20 protein-coding genes are annotated in these 21,902 nt (G+C 54.6%); 13 read left to right on the plus strand and 7 right to left on the minus strand.

Annotation, left to right across the window (positions count from 1 at the left end):
• Positions 1-54 precede the first annotated feature (54 nt).
• Positions 55-1,165, plus strand: a protein-coding gene (gene prfB, locus SH528x_RS36280; protein ID WP_442508291.1) for a peptide chain release factor 2 whose coding sequence is annotated in 2 segments (ribosomal slippage) — positions 55-123 and positions 125-1,165 — 1,110 coding nt in all. Because the reading frame shifts where the segments join, the coding sequence is not laid out codon by codon here.
• A 4-nt stretch (positions 1,166-1,169) separates the two neighbouring features.
• Positions 1,170-1,508, plus strand: a complete 339-nt coding sequence (locus SH528x_RS36285; protein WP_442508292.1) for a histidine triad nucleotide-binding protein — start codon at positions 1,170-1,172, stop codon at positions 1,506-1,508.
• A gap of 299 nt (positions 1,509-1,807) precedes the next feature.
• Here the strand turns inward: SH528x_RS36285 and SH528x_RS36290 are convergent, their stop codons facing one another.
• A complete protein-coding gene (locus SH528x_RS36290; RefSeq protein WP_442508293.1) occupies positions 1,808-2,704 on the minus strand; it encodes a hypothetical protein in 897 nt (298 codons plus the stop codon).
• Between the two features lie 2 nt (positions 2,705-2,706).
• Positions 2,707-3,765: a vWA domain-containing protein gene (locus SH528x_RS36295; RefSeq protein WP_442508294.1), complete on the minus strand. Its 1,059-nt coding sequence runs from the start codon at positions 3,763-3,765 to the stop codon at positions 2,707-2,709.
• A 192-nt stretch (positions 3,766-3,957) separates the two neighbouring features.
• Between SH528x_RS36295 and metK the strand changes: the two genes are divergently transcribed.
• The 6 genes from metK (at position 3,958) to SH528x_RS36325 (ending at position 9,584) form a co-directional block, all read left to right on the plus strand.
• Positions 3,958-5,139 (plus strand): methionine adenosyltransferase, encoded by a 1,182-nt coding sequence (metK, locus tag SH528x_RS36300; protein WP_442508295.1) that lies wholly within the window; start codon positions 3,958-3,960, stop codon positions 5,137-5,139.
• Positions 5,140-5,226: 87 nt separating this feature from the next.
• On the plus strand, positions 5,227-6,057 hold the full coding sequence (locus SH528x_RS36305; protein ID WP_442508296.1) for a metallophosphoesterase family protein: 831 nt from the start codon (positions 5,227-5,229) through the stop codon (positions 6,055-6,057).
• Positions 6,058-6,179: 122 nt separating this feature from the next.
• Entirely contained in the window at positions 6,180-6,830 is a 651-nt protein-coding gene (locus SH528x_RS36310) for a sigma-70 family RNA polymerase sigma factor (protein WP_442508297.1), read from the plus strand.
• A 71-nt stretch (positions 6,831-6,901) separates the two neighbouring features.
• Positions 6,902-8,566, plus strand: coding sequence for a serine/threonine-protein kinase (locus tag SH528x_RS36315; protein WP_442512241.1), 1,665 nt, complete (start codon positions 6,902-6,904; stop codon positions 8,564-8,566).
• Between the two features lie 145 nt (positions 8,567-8,711).
• A complete protein-coding gene (locus SH528x_RS36320) occupies positions 8,712-8,954 on the plus strand; it encodes a DUF6429 family protein (protein WP_442508298.1) in 243 nt (80 codons plus the stop codon).
• Positions 8,955-9,188: 234 nt separating this feature from the next.
• Positions 9,189-9,584 carry a hypothetical protein gene (locus tag SH528x_RS36325; protein ID WP_442508299.1) on the plus strand — a complete coding sequence of 132 codons (396 nt, stop codon included), beginning with the start codon at positions 9,189-9,191 and terminating at the stop codon, positions 9,582-9,584.
• A 318-nt stretch (positions 9,585-9,902) separates the two neighbouring features.
• Here SH528x_RS36325 and SH528x_RS36330 read toward each other — a convergent pair whose 3' ends face one another.
• The 4 genes from SH528x_RS36330 to SH528x_RS36345 all read right to left on the minus strand — a co-directional run bounded on the left by SH528x_RS36330 (position 9,903) and on the right by SH528x_RS36345 (position 13,039).
• Positions 9,903-11,099 (minus strand): metallophosphoesterase, encoded by a 1,197-nt coding sequence (locus tag SH528x_RS36330; RefSeq protein WP_442508300.1) that lies wholly within the window; start codon positions 11,097-11,099, stop codon positions 9,903-9,905.
• 3 nt (positions 11,100-11,102) lie between these two features.
• Positions 11,103-11,624 (minus strand): SixA phosphatase family protein, encoded by a 522-nt coding sequence (locus SH528x_RS36335; RefSeq protein WP_442508301.1) that lies wholly within the window; start codon positions 11,622-11,624, stop codon positions 11,103-11,105.
• 126 nt (positions 11,625-11,750) lie between these two features.
• A complete protein-coding gene (locus SH528x_RS36340; protein WP_442508302.1) occupies positions 11,751-12,299 on the minus strand; it encodes a DinB family protein in 549 nt (182 codons plus the stop codon).
• Positions 12,300-12,604: 305 nt separating this feature from the next.
• Complete coding sequence (locus tag SH528x_RS36345; RefSeq protein ID WP_442508303.1) at positions 12,605-13,039, minus strand: hypothetical protein; 435 nt, start codon at positions 13,037-13,039, stop codon at positions 12,605-12,607.
• Positions 13,040-13,391: 352 nt separating this feature from the next.
• On the opposite strand from SH528x_RS36345, the gene SH528x_RS36350 reads away from it, so the two are divergent.
• From SH528x_RS36350 to SH528x_RS36370, 5 genes are all read left to right on the plus strand, one after another.
• Positions 13,392-15,443, plus strand: coding sequence for an HlyD family efflux transporter periplasmic adaptor subunit (locus SH528x_RS36350; RefSeq protein WP_442508304.1), 2,052 nt, complete (start codon positions 13,392-13,394; stop codon positions 15,441-15,443).
• Between the two features lie 70 nt (positions 15,444-15,513).
• Entirely contained in the window at positions 15,514-16,407 is an 894-nt protein-coding gene (locus tag SH528x_RS36355; RefSeq protein WP_442508305.1) for an efflux RND transporter periplasmic adaptor subunit, read from the plus strand.
• Positions 16,408-16,599: 192 nt separating this feature from the next.
• Positions 16,600-18,786, plus strand: a complete 2,187-nt coding sequence (locus SH528x_RS36360) for a hemolysin D (RefSeq protein ID WP_442508306.1) — start codon at positions 16,600-16,602, stop codon at positions 18,784-18,786.
• A 294-nt stretch (positions 18,787-19,080) separates the two neighbouring features.
• The gene (locus SH528x_RS36365; protein WP_442508307.1) at positions 19,081-19,485 is read left to right on the plus strand and encodes a DUF3467 domain-containing protein; all 405 of its coding nucleotides are present in this window, start codon (positions 19,081-19,083) and stop codon (positions 19,483-19,485) included.
• Between the two features lie 120 nt (positions 19,486-19,605).
• Positions 19,606-20,190 (plus strand): hypothetical protein, encoded by a 585-nt coding sequence (locus tag SH528x_RS36370; protein WP_442508308.1) that lies wholly within the window; start codon positions 19,606-19,608, stop codon positions 20,188-20,190.
• Between the two features lie 322 nt (positions 20,191-20,512).
• Here SH528x_RS36370 and argH read toward each other — a convergent pair whose 3' ends face one another.
• A complete protein-coding gene (gene argH / locus SH528x_RS36375; protein ID WP_442508309.1) occupies positions 20,513-21,898 on the minus strand; it encodes an argininosuccinate lyase in 1,386 nt (461 codons plus the stop codon).
• Positions 21,899-21,902 lie beyond the last annotated feature (4 nt).

The raw sequence follows: 21,902 nt of genomic DNA on the forward strand, positions 1-21,902 counted from the left end.
TCGCTAACAGACCGGTTCCCTCACTCACCCGCTTTCTTGGAGCTTACCCCACCCGTGGATGCCGAATTCGTTCAACGCAGCAAAAAGATCCGCGAGCGTCTGGTCCAACTCGGAGACTCTCTTTGACTACGCTGCAAAGCGTGAAGAAATTGAGTCGATCGAAGCTCGCATGAGCCAACCCGACTTCTGGGACGACAACGAAGCGGCCCAAGTGGTGGTTGCACAACTGAAGGGACTGAAAGCTATTGTCGGTCCTATGGGGAAATTGTCTACCGCGGTCGAGGATCTTGATGCATTATTCGAGATGGCGGACGAGGACGAGTCGATCGCCGAGGAGGTGGCTGGCGAAATTGAGCGGCTCGAGAATATTTTGGACGATTTGGAGCTCAAAGCACTCCTGAACGGCCCTAATGATTCGGCCGGGGCAATCATCACAATCAACGCCCGCGATGGCGGAACTGACGCCAACGATTGGGCCGACATGCTGCTGCGGATGTATTCCGCCTGGGCCGTCAGCCAGGATTACTCGATCCAACTGCTCGACCGACAAGAAAACGAAGAAGCCGGGATCAACCACGCCTCGATTGCGGTCCGTGGACCGATGGCGTATGGCTATTTGAGAGGCGAAGAAGGGGTCCACCGCCTAGTGCGGATCAGCCCGTTCAACAGTGAAGGCAAACGTCAAACCAGTTTTGCAGCCGTCAGCGTGACTCCGGAAATCGATGACTCGATCGAAATCGATATCGAGGAAAAGGATGTGCGGATCGATACCTATCGCGCCGGGGGTGCGGGAGGACAGCATGTCAATAAAACCGACAGTGCGATTCGATTGACTCACATTCCGACCAACACGGTCGTCCAGTGCCAGAACGAACGCAGCCAACATCAGAACAAAGCGACAGCCTGGAAGATGTTGCGAGCGAAGATGGCTCGGATCGAAGAGGATCGCCGGGACGCCGAGGATGCGACCAAGTACGCGACGCAAGCACGTACCGGTTTCGGCAGCCAGATTCGCAACTACTTTTTGCACCCCGATCAACGTGTCAAAGATGCACGAACGGGACATTACGTGGGCAGTTTCAACGCCGTGATGAACGGCAGCGAACTGCAAGGGTTTCTCGACGCGTTCCTTCGTTTGAAAGCCGGCAAGCAGGAGAAGGTTTAAGCCAATGCCATCGATTTTTACCAAGATCATTGATCGTGAAATTCCAGCGGACATCGTTTTCGAAGACGACACTTGTTTGGCGTTTCGCGATATAACGCCCAAGGCGCCGACTCATATTTTGATCATCCCCAAACGCGAGATCATGTCGCTGGATGATTTGAGTGACGAGGACGAGCAAACCGTTGGCCGCTGTGTGATGGTGGCAGCGAAGATTGCCGCGTCCGAAGGGCTAACCGACGGTTACCGTTTGGTTGTCAATTGCGGCAGCGACGGTGGCCAAGAAGTCCCACACTTGCACTTTCACCTGCTAGGCGGTCGCAAGATGACGTGGCCGCCCGGCTAGGGCTGCAATCGCCCCGAATTGTAGAACAATTGTCCCCAATTGTTCATGCGGTTCACAACGACCGCAAAACAATCGCTCAGGCAGATCACACGGTTTTCTTGGTTCTCAACTGCGACGGCGTGCAAGAAGTGAACAATTGAGACAATTGTTCTACACTGGGTGCATTGTTTGTAGAACAATTGTCCCCAATTGTTCATGCGGTTCACAACGACCCCAAAACAATCGTTCAGGCAGATCACACTTTTTCTTGGTTCTCAACCGCGACGGCGTGCAAGAAGTGAACAATTGAGACAATTGTTCTACTGATCCGGGTGCGGGTGCGGCGGAGTCAACTCTAGCGACAACTTCAATCGCTCCGCAGCCTCGTCTTGATTCGCATTGCTCAATAGCTCGACAATCGCAACGGTCGGCCCCACTTGCAGCACGATCGGCAGCGCATCAAGCCGTTCTTGCCATCGCGCGGCTGCCGCAGCAACCTCGGGCGGCGGCGTCGTTCGCCACAACACCGTTTCGGCTAAACGAGCGATCACTGGCCGTGCATTGTCGGCACTGAGTGTCTTTAGCGTTCCCGTGGCAGCCTCACGTCGGTTCGTCGACAACAACCAACTGGCGGCGACAAGTCGTACTGCCGCGGATGGATCATCGAGTCGGTTGAGGGCCGCATCGGTCGTCGCGGCGCCGGAAATTCCTCGCTGGTTCCGCCATGCAATCGGCAGCCACGCCAATGTGATCGGTGGCAACGGCCGACGATCCAACTGGGACACCAATTCCAACGCGATCGCTCCGCGTGAACTTCGCCAAGCCGCCTGCGCCGCAACCATCGACAACCATTGCTGACGCCACACCGGGGGCCGCTCGCTAAGTGAATCAAGCAAGCCACGCAGTGCCATGTCGTACTTCTTCTGCTCGAACAACTTGATCGCACCCGCTTGCTTTTCGCCGACGTCCGCTGGCTCGATCCAGATCACGCGATGTGCTGCGAACAGCGATTCTTTTTCGTCGCCCGCCATTCGCATCGTCAGCTGTTTCGCATCCAGTGCAATGATCTCGCTCATATGCGTCTGGATCGCTTGCGGATACCAATCACTTTGGGCTGCGGTCGGCCGCGTCGGTTCAAGCCAGACCTTGTCGGCCCACGCCCCGGTTTGAAGAACCAACGAAAGGACCGCGATGGTTAGATAGAGATTTCGATTCAACTTTAAGGTTCCATCCTGCTGCCGAGCGAACGAACATCGACGTACTGATACTGCCCCAGATTTTGGGCTGCGAGTTCACGCAAAAAACTGTCCGGTGGCGACACCGGTTCGGCACCAAATTCGATCGCATGAATTGTGGTCCCACTACGCTGGGCACGGCGACGGATCTCGGCAAGCTCGGACGTCGACAATCGCGGGATACGGGCGTCGGTCAAAAAAAAGATCACGTCGGGGTCCATTCGCAGCGCCAACTTTAGGGCACTGTCGTGCTCGGTGCTGCCAAACGCGGTAATCGAGTCGACATAACGCTGGGCGCGAGCCAAAGTCGCGTCTTCACCCGTCATCAATTGCACCGGCATACCGACGGTTTTGAAGGGTTCGGGTTGGTCGTTGTAGAAGATGATCTGAAAACGCTGGCGGTCCGTCAAACTGTTCAAACTTTTGATCAATTCGCGTTTGGCCGCCCGCAGCGGCATCCCGCCGTTGCCATTCATGCTGTCGGATCGGTCAAAAACGTAGACAAACCGCGATCCGCTACCCGAAACGCCAAAAACCATCGTCGTCGTGTCGCTGGAATCCCCTTCACTGCCCGGCGGACGCTTGGAATCAAACGCGTCGCCATCGAGCGTGGTTTCGCCGGCCACTCCGCTGCCGGAAACTGGGGACGGAGTATCGCTGATTTCGCTCAGAATACCTGCCAAGTCGATTGGTGGACTTAAATCGGCGGGTGGCGCCGCGGCCGACGCGACATCACCCGACTTGGCTGCCGTATTTTCGCTGGCGGCTGCCTCGTTCACTTTGGCGGCATCCACGTAGCGGTCGCGGTCGGGCATGCGGTGGACCATTGCGATCCCAACGGGACGATCGACCTCCGAACCGGTCCCCGAGGGTGTTCGCGCCCAAAAAATGCCCAGTCCGGTCAATAAAACGACGTGAAACGACAGCGACAACAACAGCGCCGGCAGCGGCCGCTCGGGCAAATCCATCTCCATTGGATCCCCCGCCGCGTGCAAATTCGACTGGCGGGGTGCTTTCGTTGATGGCGTGCTGGGTCGGTTCATATAAGGTTGTTAAAGGATTTTGGCAGCAAAAGGTAGCTGTTTTTCGCCGCGATACCCCTCGCGGCTGCTGAATAGCGCTTTTCAGACTCGCTTTCGACAATTACTTTAGTGGCAATTCATTCTAACCCTAAACCAACACTTTGGTGACTCGCCAGTTTGGTGGGAAAGATCAACCTAGTGGAGAGAGAACACGTGAGCGACGCTCGATACCTGTTTACAAGTGAATCCGTCAGCATGGGTCACCCCGACAAGCTGGCCGATCGTATTTCGGATGGAATTCTCGACGCGTTGTTGGCGCAAGACCCAAATAGCCGCGTGGCTTGTGAAACCATGGTCACAACCGGCATCGCGATCGTCGCGGGAGAAATCTCTACCCAGGCCAAAGTCCAATACTCTGACGTGGTCCGCGAAGTCATCAACGAAGTCGGTTACACCGACGACGAAATGGGCATCTGCGGCAATACCTGTGCCGTCATGGTCTCGCTCGATACGCAAAGCCCCGACATCGCCCAAGGTGTTAACTCGGACGACTCAAGCGGCAAAGACGTTGGCGCTGGCGACCAAGGATTGATGTTCGGCTACGCTTGCAAAGACACGCCTGAATTGATGCCAATGCCGATCGCATTGTCGCACCGCATCATCAATCGCATCACCGAAGCTCGATTCGCCAAAGAGGTCGACTGGTTGCGTCCCGACAACAAGGCACAAGTCACGGTCGAATACGAAGGACAAACCCCCGTCCGCGTCGACACCGTTGTCGTGAGTGCCCAGCACAACCCCGACGTGACCAACGATGAAATCAAAAAGTTCATCATCGAAAACGTGATCAAGCCTTCGATCCCAGCCGAGCTGGACAAAGGCGACATCAAGTACCACATCAACCCTACCGGTAAATTCGTGGTCGGCGGACCTCACGGCGACTGTGGTTTGACCGGTCGTAAGATCATCGTCGACACCTACGGTGGCTGGGGACGTCACGGCGGTGGCGCGTTCAGCGGCAAGGACTCGACCAAAGTCGACCGTAGTGCCGCGTACATGGCTCGTTACGTTGCCAAGAACATCGTCGCATCCGGACTTGCCGATCGCTGCGAAGTGCAACTTGCCTACGCCATCGGTGTGACCGAGCCTGTTAGCGTTCACGTTGACACCGAAGGCACCGGCAAAGTCGAAGACGCGAAATTGTGTGCGTTGGTGCGTGAACACTTCCCGTTGACTCCTTCGGGAATCATCAACCACTTGCAACTGCGTCGACCGATCTTCCGCCAAACCAGTGCGGGCGGCCACTTCGGACGTGAAGGCGACGCGTTCACTTGGGAAAAGACCGACAAGGCTGAAGCGTTAGCCGAAGCTGCCGGTATCGCGGCGACTGCCTAATCCTTGGCTTCGCTTGATTGAACTTGGACAACACGACGGAGCTCATGGTCCGTCGTTCTGCCATGAAAGAAACGAAAGTGAGATGAGATGCGTATCGCGTGGATAACCGATCCGCATCTCAATCACGTTTCGTCTCGCGATTGGGACCAATGGTCCGATCGCATCGCATCCACGCAACCGGATGCCCTTCTGATCACCGGCGATATCTCCGAAGGGGATGACGTCGTCTTGCAGCTCCGCCGCATCGCCGACACGATCGCGGTCCCTCTGTACTTTGTGCTTGGCAATCACGATTTTTACCAAAGTTCGATCGCTCGGACCCGGCAAAATGTGATCGCCGTGTCGCGCGAACTCGATGCACTGAACTATCTGACCGATCTTGGTCCAATTCACTTAGCGGACGGAGTTTTTCTGGTCGGTGAAGATGGTTGGGGTGATGCCACCATCGGCAATTACGAAGACTCGTTTATCCGGTTAAACGACTTCGAACTGATTGATGATTTTCGCGAGATATCCTGCGACGACTGGAAAGCAAGGCTACAACAACTTGGGGCCGAATCGGCCGCTCGACTACAAGGCAAACTCGAAGCAGTTCCTCGCGATGCGACTCACGCGCTCGTCGCAACCCACGTTCCGCCGTTCCGCGAAGCGTGCTGGTACGAGGGCAAAACGACCGACGACAACTGGGCCCCTTTTTTCGTTTGCGGCGAAATCGGCCGAACGTTGATGGAGTTTTGCCAACAACGCCCCGATTGCAAGACGACCGTCATTTGCGGTCATGCGCATCACGACGGCATCGCCACCCTACGTGAAAATTTGACTGTTATCACTGGGGCTGCCGTTTACGGTTCGCCCGACGTCGAAGCCGTCATCGAGGTCGCCGCAAACCAACTTTGCATTCAAAACCATCGTCGCTGATCCAATGTCGTTGATCGCTCTGCGATCATTCGTGCTGATCGCAGAGCGATCAACGACATTCGGGCATTTACTTCCTACTATGATGGTAGAGAACGATCCCGAACGTGAGCGAACTAAATTCCATGGCAAAATCGATCTGGCCTAGCGACGACAAAACCGAAACGCTGCTGATCGCAGCGAAACAGGGTGACGCTGATGCAGTGAACCGTTTACTCGAACGGCACCGCGTCTCCGTACGGCGACTGGTGGAAATGCGTCTGGATCGCAAAGTCCAACGCCGAGTGGACGTCAGTGATGTCGTCCAAGATGTGTTGGTAGAAGCGAGCGGACGACTCGACAAATATCTCGATGACCCCGCGATGGCGTTCCACTTGTGGATTCGTCAAATCGCCTGGGACCGCATCATCGACACGTACCGACGGCACCGCGTCAGCGCGAAACGCAGTATGGATCGCGAACAAGCGATGGTGATGCCAGGCGGGCAAGATCAATCGTCCGTGGAATTGGCAGCTCAGCTTTGGGATCCTGGACCGACGCCCGCTGCCGCCGCCACCCAGCGTGAGATTGCGGCGAAAGTCGAAGCGGCGATCGAGCAGCTCGGCGAACAAGATCGCGAGATTGTTTTGATGCGGCATTACGAGCACCTGTCCAATCTGGAGATCGCCGAAGTGCTGGGAGTCAATCCTCCCGCGGCAAGCATGCGGTACCTACGCGCCGTTCGGCGGTTGCGTGAACTGCTCGAGAGCGAATCGGGTGACGAGTACGCACCGTGAGCGACAATCCGTATCGACCTCCGAGCGAATCCAACTCCAACGCGGAGGAGTTCAGTGCCGATGACGAAAAGATCGCCGCGATCTTGGCTGATCTTGCTGACGGCGTTTGTCGCGGAGAACTGGTCGACTTTGACGCCGTTTGTCACCAGCATCCTCAATACGCCGACGAACTGCGGCGACTCTGGGGCGCCGTCCTTGTCACCGATACCGCAGGCGTCGCCAACGAACAGCGTCCTGATGCAAACGGCTCACTTGCAATCGAGAATGGGTCATCGGGGCGGTGGCGAAGTCTGCAGTTGCCGACCGAAATCGGTGATTATGAATTGATCCAAGAGATCGGCCGCGGCGGGATGGGGGTCGTCTTTCGAGCCCGACAAATTAGTCTCGATCGCGAAGTCGCTGTCAAAATGATTCTGCGGGGACGGTTGGCGAGCGACACCGACATGCAGCGTTTTTTGGCCGAGGCGTCTGCAACGGCGAAATTGGATCACCCCAGTATCGTGCCGGTATACGAAGTCGCTGACATCGACGGCCGCCCTTTCTTCAGTATGAAGTACATCGACGGCATCACGCTGGCCGACCGAGTGGCCAATGGTCCGATGCCGCAGCGCGAAGCGGCTCAGATTGTCGCCACTGTCGCTCGCGCGATCCAGTTCGCTCATGACGCTGGCGTGCTGCATCGCGATATCAAGCCAAGCAATATCCTATTGCCTCGCGATGGATTGCCGATGATCACCGACTTTGGATTGGCGAAACAATCGGGATCCCAAGCCGACTTGACTCGCAGTGGCATGTTGGTGGGCACCCCTGCCTACATGTCGCCTGAACAAGCAGGCAATCGCCGCGACATGGTCGGACCCTCGAGTGATGTGTATAGCCTTGGCTGTGTACTCTATTTTGCCTTGACCGGACGCTCGCCGTTTGTTGCTGATACACCGATGCAATTGGTGATGCTGGTCATTGAGCAAGACCCCAGTCCGCCGCGAGCACTGCGCCCAAGTTTGGATCGCGACTTGGAAATGATTGTCGTTCGCTGTCTGCAAAAACCGATCGATTTGCGCTACGAGTCGGCTGACGCGTTGGCCAGCGACTTGGAAGCTTACTTGGCGGACGAACCGGTCGCTGCCCGAAGTGGTCGGTTCGGGCAAGTCGTCGCGCGAGTATTCCGCGAGACGCATCACGCCGCCATCCTGGAAAATTGGGGTCTGTTATGGATGTGGCATTCGCTGGTGTTGTTGGTTGCTTGTTTGTTGACATGGCAACTGGATTATCACGGCATCACCAACCGCATGGTTTACCCTGCGGTTTGGACGATCGGTTTGGGGGCCTGGGCAGCGGTCTTTTGGCGAATGCGAAAACGGATGGGACCGGTCACGTTTATTGAACGACAAGTGGCCCACGTGTGGGGCGCCAGCATGATGGCGATCGCGTTGCTATTTCCGCTGGAGTGGTGGCTCAAATTACCCGTACTCGCACTATCGCCGATGTTGGGCGTCGTCAGCGCAATGGTCTTTCTAGTCAAAGCGGGCATGTTCACCGGTGCTTTTTACATCCAGACCGCAGCATTGTTAATTGCATCGGTCTTGATGGCGCTGTATCCACCCTGGGCTCATTTGATATTTGGGATTGTAGGAGGCGGATGTTTTTTCATCCCGGGTTACCAATACGCTCGCCGCCGACGACGGCAAGGCCCCGCACCCGAGCCAAGCCGCTGGAGCAAAGCTTTCAGACTATGAGCTTAGAAAAAATCACTAAAGCGTGGGATCCAACAATTAAAGTGAGATAGGCTGCCAGCCTTTCATCATGCCTGTATCTGCCATCTAACAAGCGTCACGCTGTACGTGGCGAATCACAAAAGTCTTTGACGAAACTTGGACACAAATGAAATACGACACCGACAAAATCGACGACATGGTATTGGCGCTGCTTGCATTGACGCTTCACGACGAGAACGAGTACGGCGCTCGAGCCTGGAAGGGGCACGACTGGGATGTGCTCGACAGACTCCACGAGAAGGGCATGATTTGCAATCCTGTTGGCAAGGCGAAATCGGTCTCACTGACGCCCAAAGGACTAGCGAAGTGTCGCGAACTATTTGACACTTTGTTTGGCTCAGACTCGTGAACGCTTTCGCATTGCGTCTTCCCATCTTCACCTCCGCACCATCGAAATGATGCCCGAGGAATGGTCACCAAAAATCCCGATGGAAGCGAAGTATGCGGGATTCTGCATTGCAATGTAGCGTTTGCAAAAATGTCGCCAACCTGATCCGAATTCGTCAGTTTAGCGCCCAGGATGCACCCCAGGTGTGCCCGTGATAGTGGATCTCACACTCACGCGAGCACTTTCGGAACCGCGATGCGACACAACCAAGCACTGTTTGACCTTGCCGATCGACTAACGGAGCCTCCGAACGGTGGCCCCATTCAAATGTGGAGTGTAGGCGCGTTCCTGTCGGCTGTGGTAACGTTCTTCGGCGTTTCCTGTTGCATCACGCAGCGAGCTACAACGCTTAATATCACGACCCGGGGTTTTCGACCACTGGGGCGAGGACTGTGGGTTGATATCGCGGGAACGCACGCCGTTACTTTCGGACTGCTCCTCATTGGCATCGGATTGTTCATGCATTTCCACTGGTTCTGGGGGAATCACAAACGGTTGTTCCTCTACCATGAAATTCCAAAATATGCGGCTGCCGTCGGTGTAATTGCCGCAATGATTGCCCACGTTTTCACGATGATTACTCGCACTTGAAAACGACTTCCGATATTACCGTCAATCGACGCAGTTTCTGTCCAACATCGCGCCGCGGGTTGCGTGGCGATATAGCTGGCTTAGCCCCACAAAGTCGAGCGACGAAGCAGGTCGTTCGGTATCTACCGATGAAACGTCGATCATTCTGTGATCCGACGGCAGTAGCGGGCTGTTGATTTAGTGAGCCGTGACGCGTGAGCGGCCGGGTCCCACGCTCTACCCGGTGCCTTACGGCAAACGGCTCACCATCGCAATTTGCTTTTCGTTTTAAATCGACAGGCCGCTAGTTCGACGGCTCAGATCATTCTGTTGAATGACTCATACTGACTTGCTTAAGGGCACGGGGCACGGCAAGCATAACGTGATCAGCGACAATTCGGGGCGGCAGTGGATTCGCATCAAGTGGACGCCGCCGAGGCCGCGTGAGACATGCATCGTGGTGGGCGGTTTGTAAAAATCGCCCGACGCGAATCGGCTGCCGTGAAAACTGGGACTCAAAATCGGACCGATCAACGGCAATCGCCCCTGACCGCCATGAGTGTGTCCAGCCATCATCAATTGGATGCCGTGTCGGCGTGCCCACCAAATTTGATCGGGACTGTGGCTGACCAAAATCCGAAACTCGTCGTCGCTGTTGGGATCCAGCTCGGGACGATCAAACCAAGGGTACTCGTTGCCGATGATCCGAACCGACTGGCCTCGCAAATTGCAAAGCACCGAATCGGATCCTAGATCGGTCCAACCCGCTAAATCCATTGCCTGACGCGTTTGCCGCGAATCTTCGATACGGGTGTCGTGATTGCCCAGCACGTAGTAGCAGCCGTCCGTTGCATCGGCTGCGGCAAAAATCTCGGGCAACCAATCAACGCACGGTTGCCGGTCAATGATGTCGCCCGTGATCACCATCATGTCAGGCCGCCAACCGTTCGCTCGCGTGACGACGTATTTGGCGTAGTCGGGATGCACATCGCCGGTCAAGTGAATGTCGCTCAAATGCGCGATCCGGTATCCATCCAACTTGGCCGGTAATCCCGCCACCGGCAGCGTGATCTGTTCGATCGCCAAATCAAAGATTTGATTCAGTGGTAACTTGGATTCGAATTTGCATTTCGATGTTAGCGCTAACGATCGGTTGACCGCTCGCTGGACATCGACCACTTCGACTTTGCGTTCAGCATGCACCCACTCGACCCCAAGGACCGGTCGCCACAGCAGCCAAGGCACGCCCAACACAAACCAACTTGCCAAACAAAGCACGCCGTAAGCGTTCAAAACAAGTGGAAAGTAGACGCTCGCATGCGGGTCGATCATCAGTTGCCGCAGCGCGTCAAAATAGAGGTAACCGACAATGAAAGGTAGCGTGATCGCCGAGACGAAAAAGACTTTGACAATTCGCTTGATGGTGCGGCGTGGCATTCCAAAGCCGTTAATGCGATTGTAGATCGCCAGATGGATGCCGAAATGACCAATCAGAACAGCCAGCAGAATGAACCACCATCGATTTGGTGTGAGCATGTTCTACAAAGCCTTCGGTCGCATGAAATGTTCCAGCTTCACCGGGCTACTAAGCCGAAACTTGCTCCAATCAGCGATGGATACGTCGAAAATAGCGATCGCTGCAGTCGGCATGTCAACCATTTGTCCCGCCAACTGAGAAACGAGATACGCCATCCCTGGGTTGTGAGCGAGCACCATCACGGTCGACGCATCACAGCTGTCCGAACTGATCACACTGCAAATTGTTTCAGGCGTCGCGAGGTACAACGATTCGATATAACTAACGACCACGTCCGAGCGAAACGAGTCCTGCATCAGTTCGGCCGTTTCTCGCGTTCGTACCGCCGATGAACTGAGCACGACATCAGGCAGGCAATCGATCTCGCGAAGCCACTCGGCCATCTGCGGTGCATCACGCTTGCCGCGTTTGTTAAGGGGACGATCGTGATCCGACAGCCCTTCGTCAGCCCAGTCACTTTTTGCATGACGCATCAGAATCAGTCGGCGACGCGTTCCCGATGTCGCAGCAGATGAATCGTCCATGTTGATTTTTATACTTCGTCGTTAAATAGATTTCGATTCAATTCAAACGCCATGCTTTAACGGTTTACAAAAAGCGTTTGATCGGCGGAGCGATCGACGACGATCGCTTGAACGGTTAGCTGCCACTTACCGCACCGGCTCGAGCCCGTGCATTCGCCGCAAAACGCCAAGCTGACCTGCGTGGATACCCTCGTGGATCGGACAGAACAGGACGCCACCAAGTTTGTTGGGATACGCGGCGTAGGGCATATCGACAGGCTCAAGCAACACCTCAGGCGTTACCGCATCGAGCACCTGCATCGACTGCTCGTGCACTTGGGCCAACCGAGCTAACAAATCGTCAGCCGTCGGCTGCGACGATGGGTCGTCACTCGGCACGCTGCTGCGGCCATACGCCTTGCGAAATTTCCCTGGAATCAACTCCAGATCATCGGGGCCTCGCCCACGAATGCGAAACATCAACAAACCATATTGGCTGACCGCAAGATGACCGACTTGCCAAGCCACGTTGGTCGGCATCCCCGCGGGGATTTTGAACCAGAGCTCTTGCGGAGTATTTGCCAGCAATTCCAACGTGTAATTACGAGCGAACTTGATCTGACCGATCGCCCCCCGCAACATCTCAGTGGCCTGCATCAGTGAAAGTTCCGCTGTGTTTTTTTCTTCCGTACTCATGCCCGGGATCATACCAAAATTTCGGAAATGAAGACGAGCCCGCTGCGGCGCCAACACCAGTCCCCTTCTTCACCTCCCCTCTGGGGAGGTCAGAGTCGGCGGGAGCCGGCTCTGGGTGGGGCTCGCAGTGTTAGAAGTGGATCGTGCCAGCAAGAATTCACCAACCCTCCCCGGCCGCTTCGTGCGGCCGACCCTCCCGAAGGGAGGGTGAAATCTTATTCACCTCCCCTCTGGGGAGGTCAGAGGCGGCGGGAGCCGGCTCTGGGTGGGGCTCGTGGTGTTAGCGAGTGAAGTAAGAACGCAGTTTAGCTGGCCGCTTTTTTTCGCGCTGGTTTTGAAACGAGGCGAATTTGCGGCATGACCGCTCGGCCGCCGTGAAACGTGCGGCGACGATCAATCGTATGGTCAAACACAAACGCACCATGCTCGATCCCGGGCCGGGCCGAAACTCGCAAGATCGCCGGATGCCCACATTCACTGCACTGGACCCGCAATCCGTGACTGTCCAGCAGCGTGTGAATCGTCTGCACCATCTGCTGATTCTGCTGCAGCGATCCAAAGTTTCGATCAGCAAACCGACTCAATTGAGCCTGGATCGCTTGCCGAATCGAACGCTGCAGCCGATTGATCTCACGTTGCAAATCCTCGATCGCATCCCCCACATCCTCGCTCGACAGCGGCCCCGAATCGGCGGCCTCGTGTCGATGCGGCAGTGGCTCGGTGGAATCGGGATTGAGCATAAAAATCGAAATGAGAAAGAAACGTGAACAAACAGCCACCGTCGAGAAACTTAACGCAAATCCCCCCGAACAGTCTAGACGAGTTTATACAAATTGTATAAGCTGTCTAGACATGTCGGCGAAATTACTTCGCTGGCCTACCAAGATGTCCCATTTTCGCCACACCCTGAGGGAATAAAGCAACGGCGCAGAATGGGCAAATGCAGCTTATTCGCATCAATCGATAAGGTCGGTGCCGCGAGCTGTGTTTCTTGCGTAACCGTCCAGGTCAACATGGCGGTGAAACGATTGATTCATTACTGTCGACAGACGCTTAACCCAATTCTCTCCCTCGTGAGCTCCGAAATACGCCATGTCGGTCAATCAACAAACCGTTGAGGAAACCAAAGCTCAGATCCGATCGCTGGTCAACGAGATTGCTGCGCTCTCGAAATCCGGAGCGACGGCCGGCGAGTTTTATCCTGAACTGCTTTCCCGCATCATTACTGCTCTGGCTGCCGCCGGCGGTGCCATCTGGTTGTTGGACGAAGATCGCCAACTAAAGCTGCAGTACCAAATCAATGCTGAACCGAGCGTACTTTCGGCTGACAGCGAAGACGCGACCCGCCACACTCGGCTGATCCAGCGTGTGGCCAATACCGGTCAATCGCTGATTGTGCCGCCGTATTCGGGAACCGCCGATGGCGAAGCCGAAGGCAACCCGACTCGCTACCTGCTTGTGCTCGGTGCTCTGAAGCACGATGAGCAACAAGACGGTTTGATCGAAATCTTTCAGCGGCCCGACACCGCACCGGACACCCAGCGTGGTTATCTGCGGTTTGTTCAACAGATGTGCGAACTCGCGGCCGATTGGTTGCGAGGTCAAAAACTACAGAAACTTGGCGATCGTCAATCACTTTGGCAAGAAGCAGACGCATTCGCCCGAGCGTCGCACGAATCGCTCGACCTGATGGAAACCGCTCACATCGTTGCCAACGAAGGACGTCGGTTGATCGGATGTGACCGAGTCAGCGTGGCGATCAAAAAAGGTCGCAAGTGCACGGTCAAAGCAATCAGTGGCCAGGACACGATCGAAAACCGATCCAATATTGTCACATCGCTCAACCAGTTAGCCACGCGAGTCGTCGCTGCTGGTGAGCCGCTGTGGCATGATGGATCGACCGAAGATTTACCGCCTCAAATCGAAGAGGCTCTCGAAGACTACGTCGACCAATCTTATGGTCGTAGCATCGCGGTTCTGCCACTTCGCGAACCTCAACGAAAACTCGGCGCCGAAGAAGACACCGGTGCCGCCGGCGAGATCGATCGCGACAATGCTCATCGTGGCGAAGTGATCGGTGCGTTGATCATCGAGCAAATCGAGAGCAACATTCCGGCCGAAATCTTTCACGCCCGTTGCGATTTGGTGTACGAGCACGGAACGCGTGCGATCGCTAACTCGATGTCGCATAGTAATTTGTTCCTGATGCCGGTATGGCGGGCATTGGGCCGTGCCACATGGGTATTGCGAGCGCGAACGTTGCCGAAAACGATAGGCGTTGTGGCTCTCATTATCGCCGCCATCCTGGCCTTAGTTTTCATTCCCAAAGATTTCACGCTCGAAGCCGAAGGCACACTGACGCCGGAAGTTCGACGCGAAATTTTTGCTCCGATCGATGGCGAAGTGATCGCGGTATTGGTTGACCACAATTCGCCGGTCACCGTCGGCCAAGAGCTGGTTCGGTTGCGGAATCGTGATCTCGAAATCCAGTTAACGGACATCGAAGGCCAAATTCAAACCGCATTGGCTGAGAAAGCACGAAACCAAGGACAGCTAACTCAACGAAAGTCGCTCGAACCGGCCGAACGACGTGCCCTCGAAGGCGAAGTCAACGAGCTCGATACGAAACGTCGCGTCTTGATTGAAAAGAAAAAGTTGCTGGTGGATCGCGCTGAGCAACTCGTAATTCGTTCGCCGATTGATGGGATTGTGACTTCATGGGACGTCGAAAAGATGTTGCGAAGCCGGCCAATTTCCACCGGACAGGTATTGTTGGAGGTCGCCGATCTCCGTCAACCGTTGTTCCTGAAGTTAGAGCTTCCGGAAAAACGCGAAGGCCACATGGATCACTACATCAAGGAAAATAAGTCCGAAGAACTGGATGTGACCTACATTTTGGCGACAGACCCTGACAAGAAGTTAGACGCGTCGCTAAAGGTCGCCGACATCTCGGCTCGGGCTGAGCCGAACGAAGAACATGGTGCCGTAATCAAGATGTCGGCCTACCCCGATCAAGCTCCGCTACAAGAGCTGCATCCGCGTCCGGGAGCCAAGGTAATTGCCAAGGTTTACTGTGGACGACGATCGAGTGGATTTGTGTTCTTCCACGAAATCTACGAGTGGTGCTGTAAATTTTTCTTCTAGTTCGAGCCTTGGGGTGGTGTAACCCTAGCCACCCCATCACGATGCCCCCAATCAAATCGAGTTTGAATCTGTGAATAAAACAATGATTGCCGCACTCGCGCTGGCGTTTGCGACTCCAGCGTTGGCTCAGACCACGAGCAACCCTTCGGCAAACGAAATTCGTGCCGAAAACTGCATGGTTAAGTTCATCAACAATGTCAATGTGCCTGCCGAAGTCGAAGGCAAGTTGATGGAACTGAAGTTTGATGAAGGCTCGACGGTCGCTGCGGGCGAAATCATGGCAGTGATCGACGACACGCAAGCAAAATTCGCTTTGGAACTGAAGAAGGCCGAAGAAAGAGAAGCCCTGCTTAACGCGACCAACGATGTCAATTTGAAAGACTCGAAAAACGCAAAGGACCTCGCGGTTGCTGAATTAGAGGCGTTCAAAGAACTCCGTCGCGAAGGCGCGATCCCGTTCTGGGAACTCGAAAAGAAACGTTTTGAAGCCACCCGGGCGGAGCTAAAAATTGACTTGGCGGAAATGCAGATGCAGATCGCCAAGGTTCAATTCAAAGCCAAGGAAAGCGAACGCCAGATGGCGGAATACGAAGTCAAGAAACGGCGAATCACCGCACCTTTCGCGGGCTACATCGAATCGCGAATCGCTCAACTTGGCGAATGGGTTCAACCTGGCAGCCCGATCGCGACGCTGATTCAATTGGACCAATTAAAAGTCGAAGGCGACATCGATGCGTTGCGTTATCCCGGCCAAGTGGTCAAGGGGACACCGGTTCAAGTGCTGGTGTATCGCGAAGCCAACAACGAAAACCCTGTCGCCTTTGACGGCCAAATTGACTTTGTCGGTAGTGAAATCGACTTGAACAATCATTACCGCGTCGCGGTCAACATCGAGAACAAACAATTGGGCGGGCAGTGGATGGTCAAGCCCGGGATGCGAGCCGAGATCATCGTGCTGAAGTAACCCAATCGCAAATGAATCGGATTCGCTGTCGCGGAATGGGCATCCAGCCTACGCGTCGAGAATCGCCGGTGCAGACGTCAACGTTTCTGACATGACAGGCTGGAAGCCTATCCCACTTTCCACTCTTCACTTTTCCACTCCATGGCCACACTTGCTGAATCACTCGTAAGCAGCTCCTCAAGAGCGCTAACGGTGCGCAAACGACCTGACTTGACGGCGAGTCGACATCGCTATCAAGGCACGGGCTATTGGGTCGTCAAGGAACCGGTCGGCCTGCAGTACTTTCGTTTTCATGACGAAGAGTATTACATTCTGAACATGCTCGACGGGCACGTCAGCCTGCAGCAGATCAAGGATGGATTCGAACAGCGTTTTGCCCCGCAAAAGATCACCTTTGGTGACCTGCAGCAGTTCATCGGGATGTTGCATCGCAGCGGACTGGTGATCAGCAACTCTCCGGGGCAAGGTAAAGCACTGCGCGAGCGTGGTCGCAAAAAGAAGAACAAAGAAGCCATGGGCAAGATGACCAACGTCTTTGCGTTGCGATTCCGCGGCTTCGACCCCGAGAAAATTCTCAATGGGATTTTGCCTTGGTTTGGCTGGATCTTTACCGTCCCTGCGTTGATCTTTTTTGTTGGCTTGTGTATCGCAGCGGGCCTGCTGTTGGCCAGCCAATACGAGACCGTGTATGCGAAATTACCGACGTTCCAGCAGTTTTTTGCTGCCGATCGCTGGTTGATCCTTGCCGTCACAATGGCGATTGTGAAGGTGCTGCATGAATTTGGTCACGGATTGAGTTGTAAGAAATTCGGGGGGGAATGCCACGAAATCGGCTTCATGCTGCTGGTGTTTACGCCCTGTTTGTACTGCAACGTTTCCGACTCGTGGATGCTGCCGAACAAATGGAAACGCGTTTGGATTGGTGCTGGCGGGATCTATGTCGAGATGATCTTGGCATCGATTGCCGCGTTTGTGTGGTGGTTTAGTGAACAAGGCACCACGATTAATGATTTGTGTTTGAACATGATGTTTTTGAACGTCGTCAGCACGGTGCTGGTTAATGGTAATCCGCTGTTGCGATTCGACGGTTACTACATCCTGATGGACTTTTTAGAGATACCGAACCTTCGCCAAAAGAGCACCGAGGTGCTGAAGCGTTGGTTCCAAGAAACGTGTCTCGGCTTGGAATTACAAGACGACCCGTTCATGCCCACGCGAGGCAAGTTGATGTTCGGATTGTTCACGATCGCCAGCGTGATTTATCGCTGGGTCGTGGTGTTTTCGATTTGTTGGTTCGTGATCAAAGTGCTCGAACCGTATGGACTTCAAGCGATTGGACGGATGGTTGCCGTGGTCGGTTTTTTCGGCCTAGTGGCACAGCCGGTGATCCAAACGTGGAAGTTTTGTCGTACGCCTGGGAGATTATCAAAAGTGAAACGTGGCCGTCTGTTGGCGACGCTGGCGATCGCCGGGCTGGTTATCGCTGCCGTTGTTAAAATTGAGCTTCCTCATCATGTGGATTGCGCCCTCGAGATTCGTCCCAGCCAAGCGGGAGCGGTTTACGCCGGGACCCCAGGACGCATCGCCTGGACCGTCCAGCCTGGAACCGAGGTTCGCGTCGGGGACAAGATTGCGATCTTAGAGAACCCCGATCTGCAAATTCGTTTGGCGGATTACCGAGGCGAAGAGACTGTCGAAACCGTCAAGCTTCGCAATCTGTCGATGCGCAGCAGTTATGACCAATCGCTAAAAGCTTCGATTGAAACTCAAGTCGAATTGCTCCATTCGCTGGCCTCGGTGCGTGCAAAAACCGAAGAAGAACTAGAGCGATTGGTGATTCGTGCAAATCGCGACGGATTTGTCTTGCCGCCACCCGAACGCGACCAGAAAGATTCCGGCGACGGACGACTACCCGGTTGGACCGGATCGCCGTTGGATGAACGAAATCGAGGCGCGATGTTGACGGCAGATGACTTGATTTGCGAGATAGGTGGTCGTGACGCGTTCGAGGCCGTGTTGGTGATCGATCAAGGTGACGACCAATTGGTACGCGAAGGCCAACCGGTGGACATGAAACTCGATTCCAACCGAATGGAAACGTTCAGCGGAACGATCTCCGAAAAATCAAATGACCCACTCAAAGCAACCTCGTCATCGATGGCTAGCCAGACCGGAGGCGACTTACAAACTGAAATTGACCCATCCACGGGAATGATCAAACCACGAAGTGTTTCCTACCAAGCACGCGTACCGCTGGACCCCAAAAACTTGACGTTGCGACCCGGTTACCGAGGCAGTGCCAAAGTGCACGTCGACCCGATGTCGCTGGGTTCACGGCTGTGGCGAGTGATTGCGAAGACCTTCAATTTCGAGTTTTAAACAACTCACCAAACTACGCATTTCGCGTGGTTTAACACACAAAAGTAGACATTAAGAATTATTTAATCGAACAAGGTCGTCTCACGTTGCAGCAGCCCCCCTTACTGTTAGCATGCGAATTGCCAGGATGTTTCATCATGGTTTGCGCAGGCTTTTCAAAAAGGAAGCTGACTGGGACTTAGTGCGATTCGGGCGGCAAACCCGAGACGACTTTTACGCCCACACCGTTTTCGCTTGTTCGTGATGCGAGAACAGAATGATATTTCTTCTTTACCTTTCGGAGTGAAATTACTGATGGCAGACGATACCAAGAGCCCTGCGGCCGACGCACCAGAAGCAGCAACCGGTGCTGCAGCGCCTGCAGAAAAGGCACAAACTCAGCAACAACAACCTGTTCAGGTCCAAGTGAGTGACGAGAACGCAATGGCTTGCTATGCAAACTTTTGCCGCGTGACTGGATCGCCTGAAGAATTGATCATCGACTTCGGTTTGAACCCACAACCAATCGGCGTTCCTAAGGACCCCATTCAAGTCAAGCAACGCATCATCGTGAACTTTTTCACGGCGAAGCGTCTGTTGGCCGCATTGCAAATGTCGGTCGCTCGTCACGAGTCGGTATTCGGCGTTTTGGAAACCGACATCAACAAGCGAGTTCGTCCAGGTCTGACTCAGCAGAACCAACCTGCACAAAAGAGCTAATTTGTCGCGCTGCAACACTTGCAGCGAAATCAGCTAAACTAAGCCGCGTCGCTTTTAAAGTGACGCGGCTTTTTTTGTGCACTTTCCGATGTTTGCGAATCTATTCAAATCGAGATCACCATGCAGTACCCCATCGAATTGACTTTCAAACTGATGACGTTTGGCCAGCGTGTGACGGTCACCGACGCGAGTGGGAATGTGTTGATGTTCATCAAACAAAAAATGTTCAAGCTAAAAGAGAAGGTGAACATTTACAGCGATGCCAGCCAATCGAATCTGATTTTCAATATCGCATCCGATCGCGTGATCGACTTTTCGGCCAACTATCACTTCACCGATGCGCAAGGCAACGATTGGGGCGCGGTCCGTCGAAAGGGTATGAAATCGTTATGGTCAGCCCATTACGAGATCATGCAAAATGGTGCCGTTGACATGACGATCAGCGAAGAGAGTCCAATGAAGAAGGTGCTCGAAAGTCTGTTGGGCGAGATTCCGATCATCGGGCTAGTCGCCGCTTACTTGCTGAACCCGAGCTACATTATCAAACGCCCCGACGGTACTCCGCTGCTTCGGTTAACCAAACGACCCGCAGTGTTTGAAGGCAAATTTGTGCTCGATAAACTCGGCGAAATGCCCGAAGACGACGAACTGCGATCACTGTTAGCGATGATCATGCTCGTGCTGCTGGAGCGAGGCCGCGGGTAAGCGTTTGCGTTAGAATCAGTACTGTCACCTCTCATAAACGCAGTTTGGGAGAGGTCGAGCAGAGCCTTCAGCGATGCTCGGGTGAGGGTCGACCGAGCAAGTCGAGGCTACTGCACGCTATGTTGCGCGGTCGGCCCTCACCCGAACGCAGGAGACTGCTGATTCAGTTAGCCGTTTTGGCGCTAGCCACGGTTTCGTCACCATCCAACCGGCACTAGCGCCCAAACGGCTAACAGAGGAGCGTTGATGTTGTAATAGATAGCAGTCACCGCCGAAACTCTTGGCGAGTTTCGCTACGGCGATGTTTATATGGCGACCACGCTTAGGAAGCGGCCAATTGCTTGGTCCAACGTTCGATTTGACTTCGCACTTGCGCGGGTGCTGACGAGCCGTAACTAACGAATGCATCGACCGCGTTCCGGCTGCCTAAAATTTCGTATACCGATTCGTCGATCTCCGCTGCGTGTAACTGCATGACATCCAGCGGCAAATCGCTTAGTGGCACTTCGCGGCTCATCGCTTCACCCACAATCGCACCGACCAAATGATGGGCACGACGCTGCGGCATACCCTTGCGGATCATCCACTCCATCAACGTCGTTGCGTCCAGATATCCGCGTTCTAAACGGCTGGCGATCGATTCACGTCGCAGCTCGGATCCTTCGACAATCGGAATCGCCAGTTCGAGTGAGGCAATTACGGTGTCGAACGAATCGAACAACGGGGGTTTGTCTTCTTGCAAATCGCGGTTGTACGCCAGCGGCAAATTTTTGACCAACAACATTAACGTTTGCAAATTGCCCATCACGCGAGCCGATTTGCCTCGGGTCAGTTCCAGCGTATCCGGATTGACCTTTTGCGGCATGATACTGCTGCCGGTACAGAACGCTTGCGGCATCTTGATAAAATCAAATTCGACGGTACTCCAAAGAATCCACTCTTCGGCCCAACCGCTCAAGTGCGACGCGATTACGGACAGCACAAATGCGCTTTCGAGCATAAAGTCGCGATCGCTACTGGTGTCCAAACTGTTGGCCGTTGGCCGATCAAAATCGAGCGCCTTGGCGGTGTGATCGCGATCGATCGGCAGCGTGGTTCCCGCAACCGCAGCGACCCCGAGTGAGCACTCGTTGACTCGCTGGCGACAATCGGCAACGCGGCCGCGATCTCGTTGCAGTTTTTCGATGTAGGCCATCCAGTAGTGGGGGGCGATCACTGGCTGCGCACGCTGCAGATGCGTGTAAGCCGGCAAAACGACATCGAAATCACGTTCACAGCGGCTCAGGAACGCTCGCTGCAACTCCAGCAGTCGGGCGTCCACGGTGTCCAGCGCCTCACGGACCCACATCCGTACATCGGTGCTAACTTGATCATTACGGCTGCGAGCGGTGTGCAGTTTTCGGCCCACATCACCGATGCGGTCGATCAAAGCCTGCTCGATATGCATGTGGATATCTTCGAGCTCGAAGCGGATCGGAAACTGGTCGGCATCGAGTTCGGACTCGATTTCCTTCAAAGTGTCACGAATCGTCGAAAACTCTTCTCGAGTCAATAAACCGACGCTGGCGAGCATGTCTGCATGCGCGATCGACCCCCGAATATCCTGTTGATACATGCGTCGATCAAAGCTAATGCTCTCGGCAAAAGCTTCCAATCGCTTGTCAGTGCTCGCCTGAAAAACGCCACTTCGTGATGGACTGTCTGCCATCGCC

Origin of the sequence: Novipirellula methanifontis (genome assembly GCF_052161655.1) — a bacterium.
GTDB lineage: Bacteria > Planctomycetota > Planctomycetia > Pirellulales > Pirellulaceae > Novipirellula.

What these genes read in the sequence shown, in the direction of transcription:
- SH528x_RS36340 (WP_442508302.1), bottom strand. Translation starts at nt 12,299, where the DNA reads ATGAGTACGGAAGAAAAAAACACAGCGGAACTTTCACTGATGCAGGCC.
- SH528x_RS36330 (WP_442508300.1), bottom strand. Translation starts at nt 11,099, where the DNA reads ATGCTCACACCAAATCGATGGTGGTTCATTCTGCTGGCTGTTCTGATT.
- SH528x_RS36325 (WP_442508299.1), top strand. Translation starts at nt 9,189, where the DNA reads ATGCGACACAACCAAGCACTGTTTGACCTTGCCGATCGACTAACGGAG.
- SH528x_RS36370 (WP_442508308.1), top strand. Translation starts at nt 19,606, where the DNA reads ATGCAGTACCCCATCGAATTGACTTTCAAACTGATGACGTTTGGCCAG.
- SH528x_RS36345 (WP_442508303.1), bottom strand. Translation starts at nt 13,039, where the DNA reads ATGCTCAATCCCGATTCCACCGAGCCACTGCCGCATCGACACGAGGCC.
- SH528x_RS36295 (WP_442508294.1), bottom strand. Translation starts at nt 3,765, where the DNA reads ATGAACCGACCCAGCACGCCATCAACGAAAGCACCCCGCCAGTCGAAT.
- SH528x_RS36320 (WP_442508298.1), top strand. Translation starts at nt 8,712, where the DNA reads ATGAAATACGACACCGACAAAATCGACGACATGGTATTGGCGCTGCTT.
- SH528x_RS36285 (WP_442508292.1), top strand. Translation starts at nt 1,170, where the DNA reads ATGCCATCGATTTTTACCAAGATCATTGATCGTGAAATTCCAGCGGAC.
- SH528x_RS36365 (WP_442508307.1), top strand. Translation starts at nt 19,081, where the DNA reads ATGGCAGACGATACCAAGAGCCCTGCGGCCGACGCACCAGAAGCAGCA.
- SH528x_RS36305 (WP_442508296.1), top strand. Translation starts at nt 5,227, where the DNA reads ATGCGTATCGCGTGGATAACCGATCCGCATCTCAATCACGTTTCGTCT.
- argH (WP_442508309.1), bottom strand. Translation starts at nt 21,898, where the DNA reads ATGGCAGACAGTCCATCACGAAGTGGCGTTTTTCAGGCGAGCACTGAC.
- SH528x_RS36335 (WP_442508301.1), bottom strand. Translation starts at nt 11,624, where the DNA reads ATGGACGATTCATCTGCTGCGACATCGGGAACGCGTCGCCGACTGATT.
- SH528x_RS36350 (WP_442508304.1), top strand. Translation starts at nt 13,392, where the DNA reads ATGTCGGTCAATCAACAAACCGTTGAGGAAACCAAAGCTCAGATCCGA.
- SH528x_RS36310 (WP_442508297.1), top strand. Translation starts at nt 6,180, where the DNA reads ATGGCAAAATCGATCTGGCCTAGCGACGACAAAACCGAAACGCTGCTG.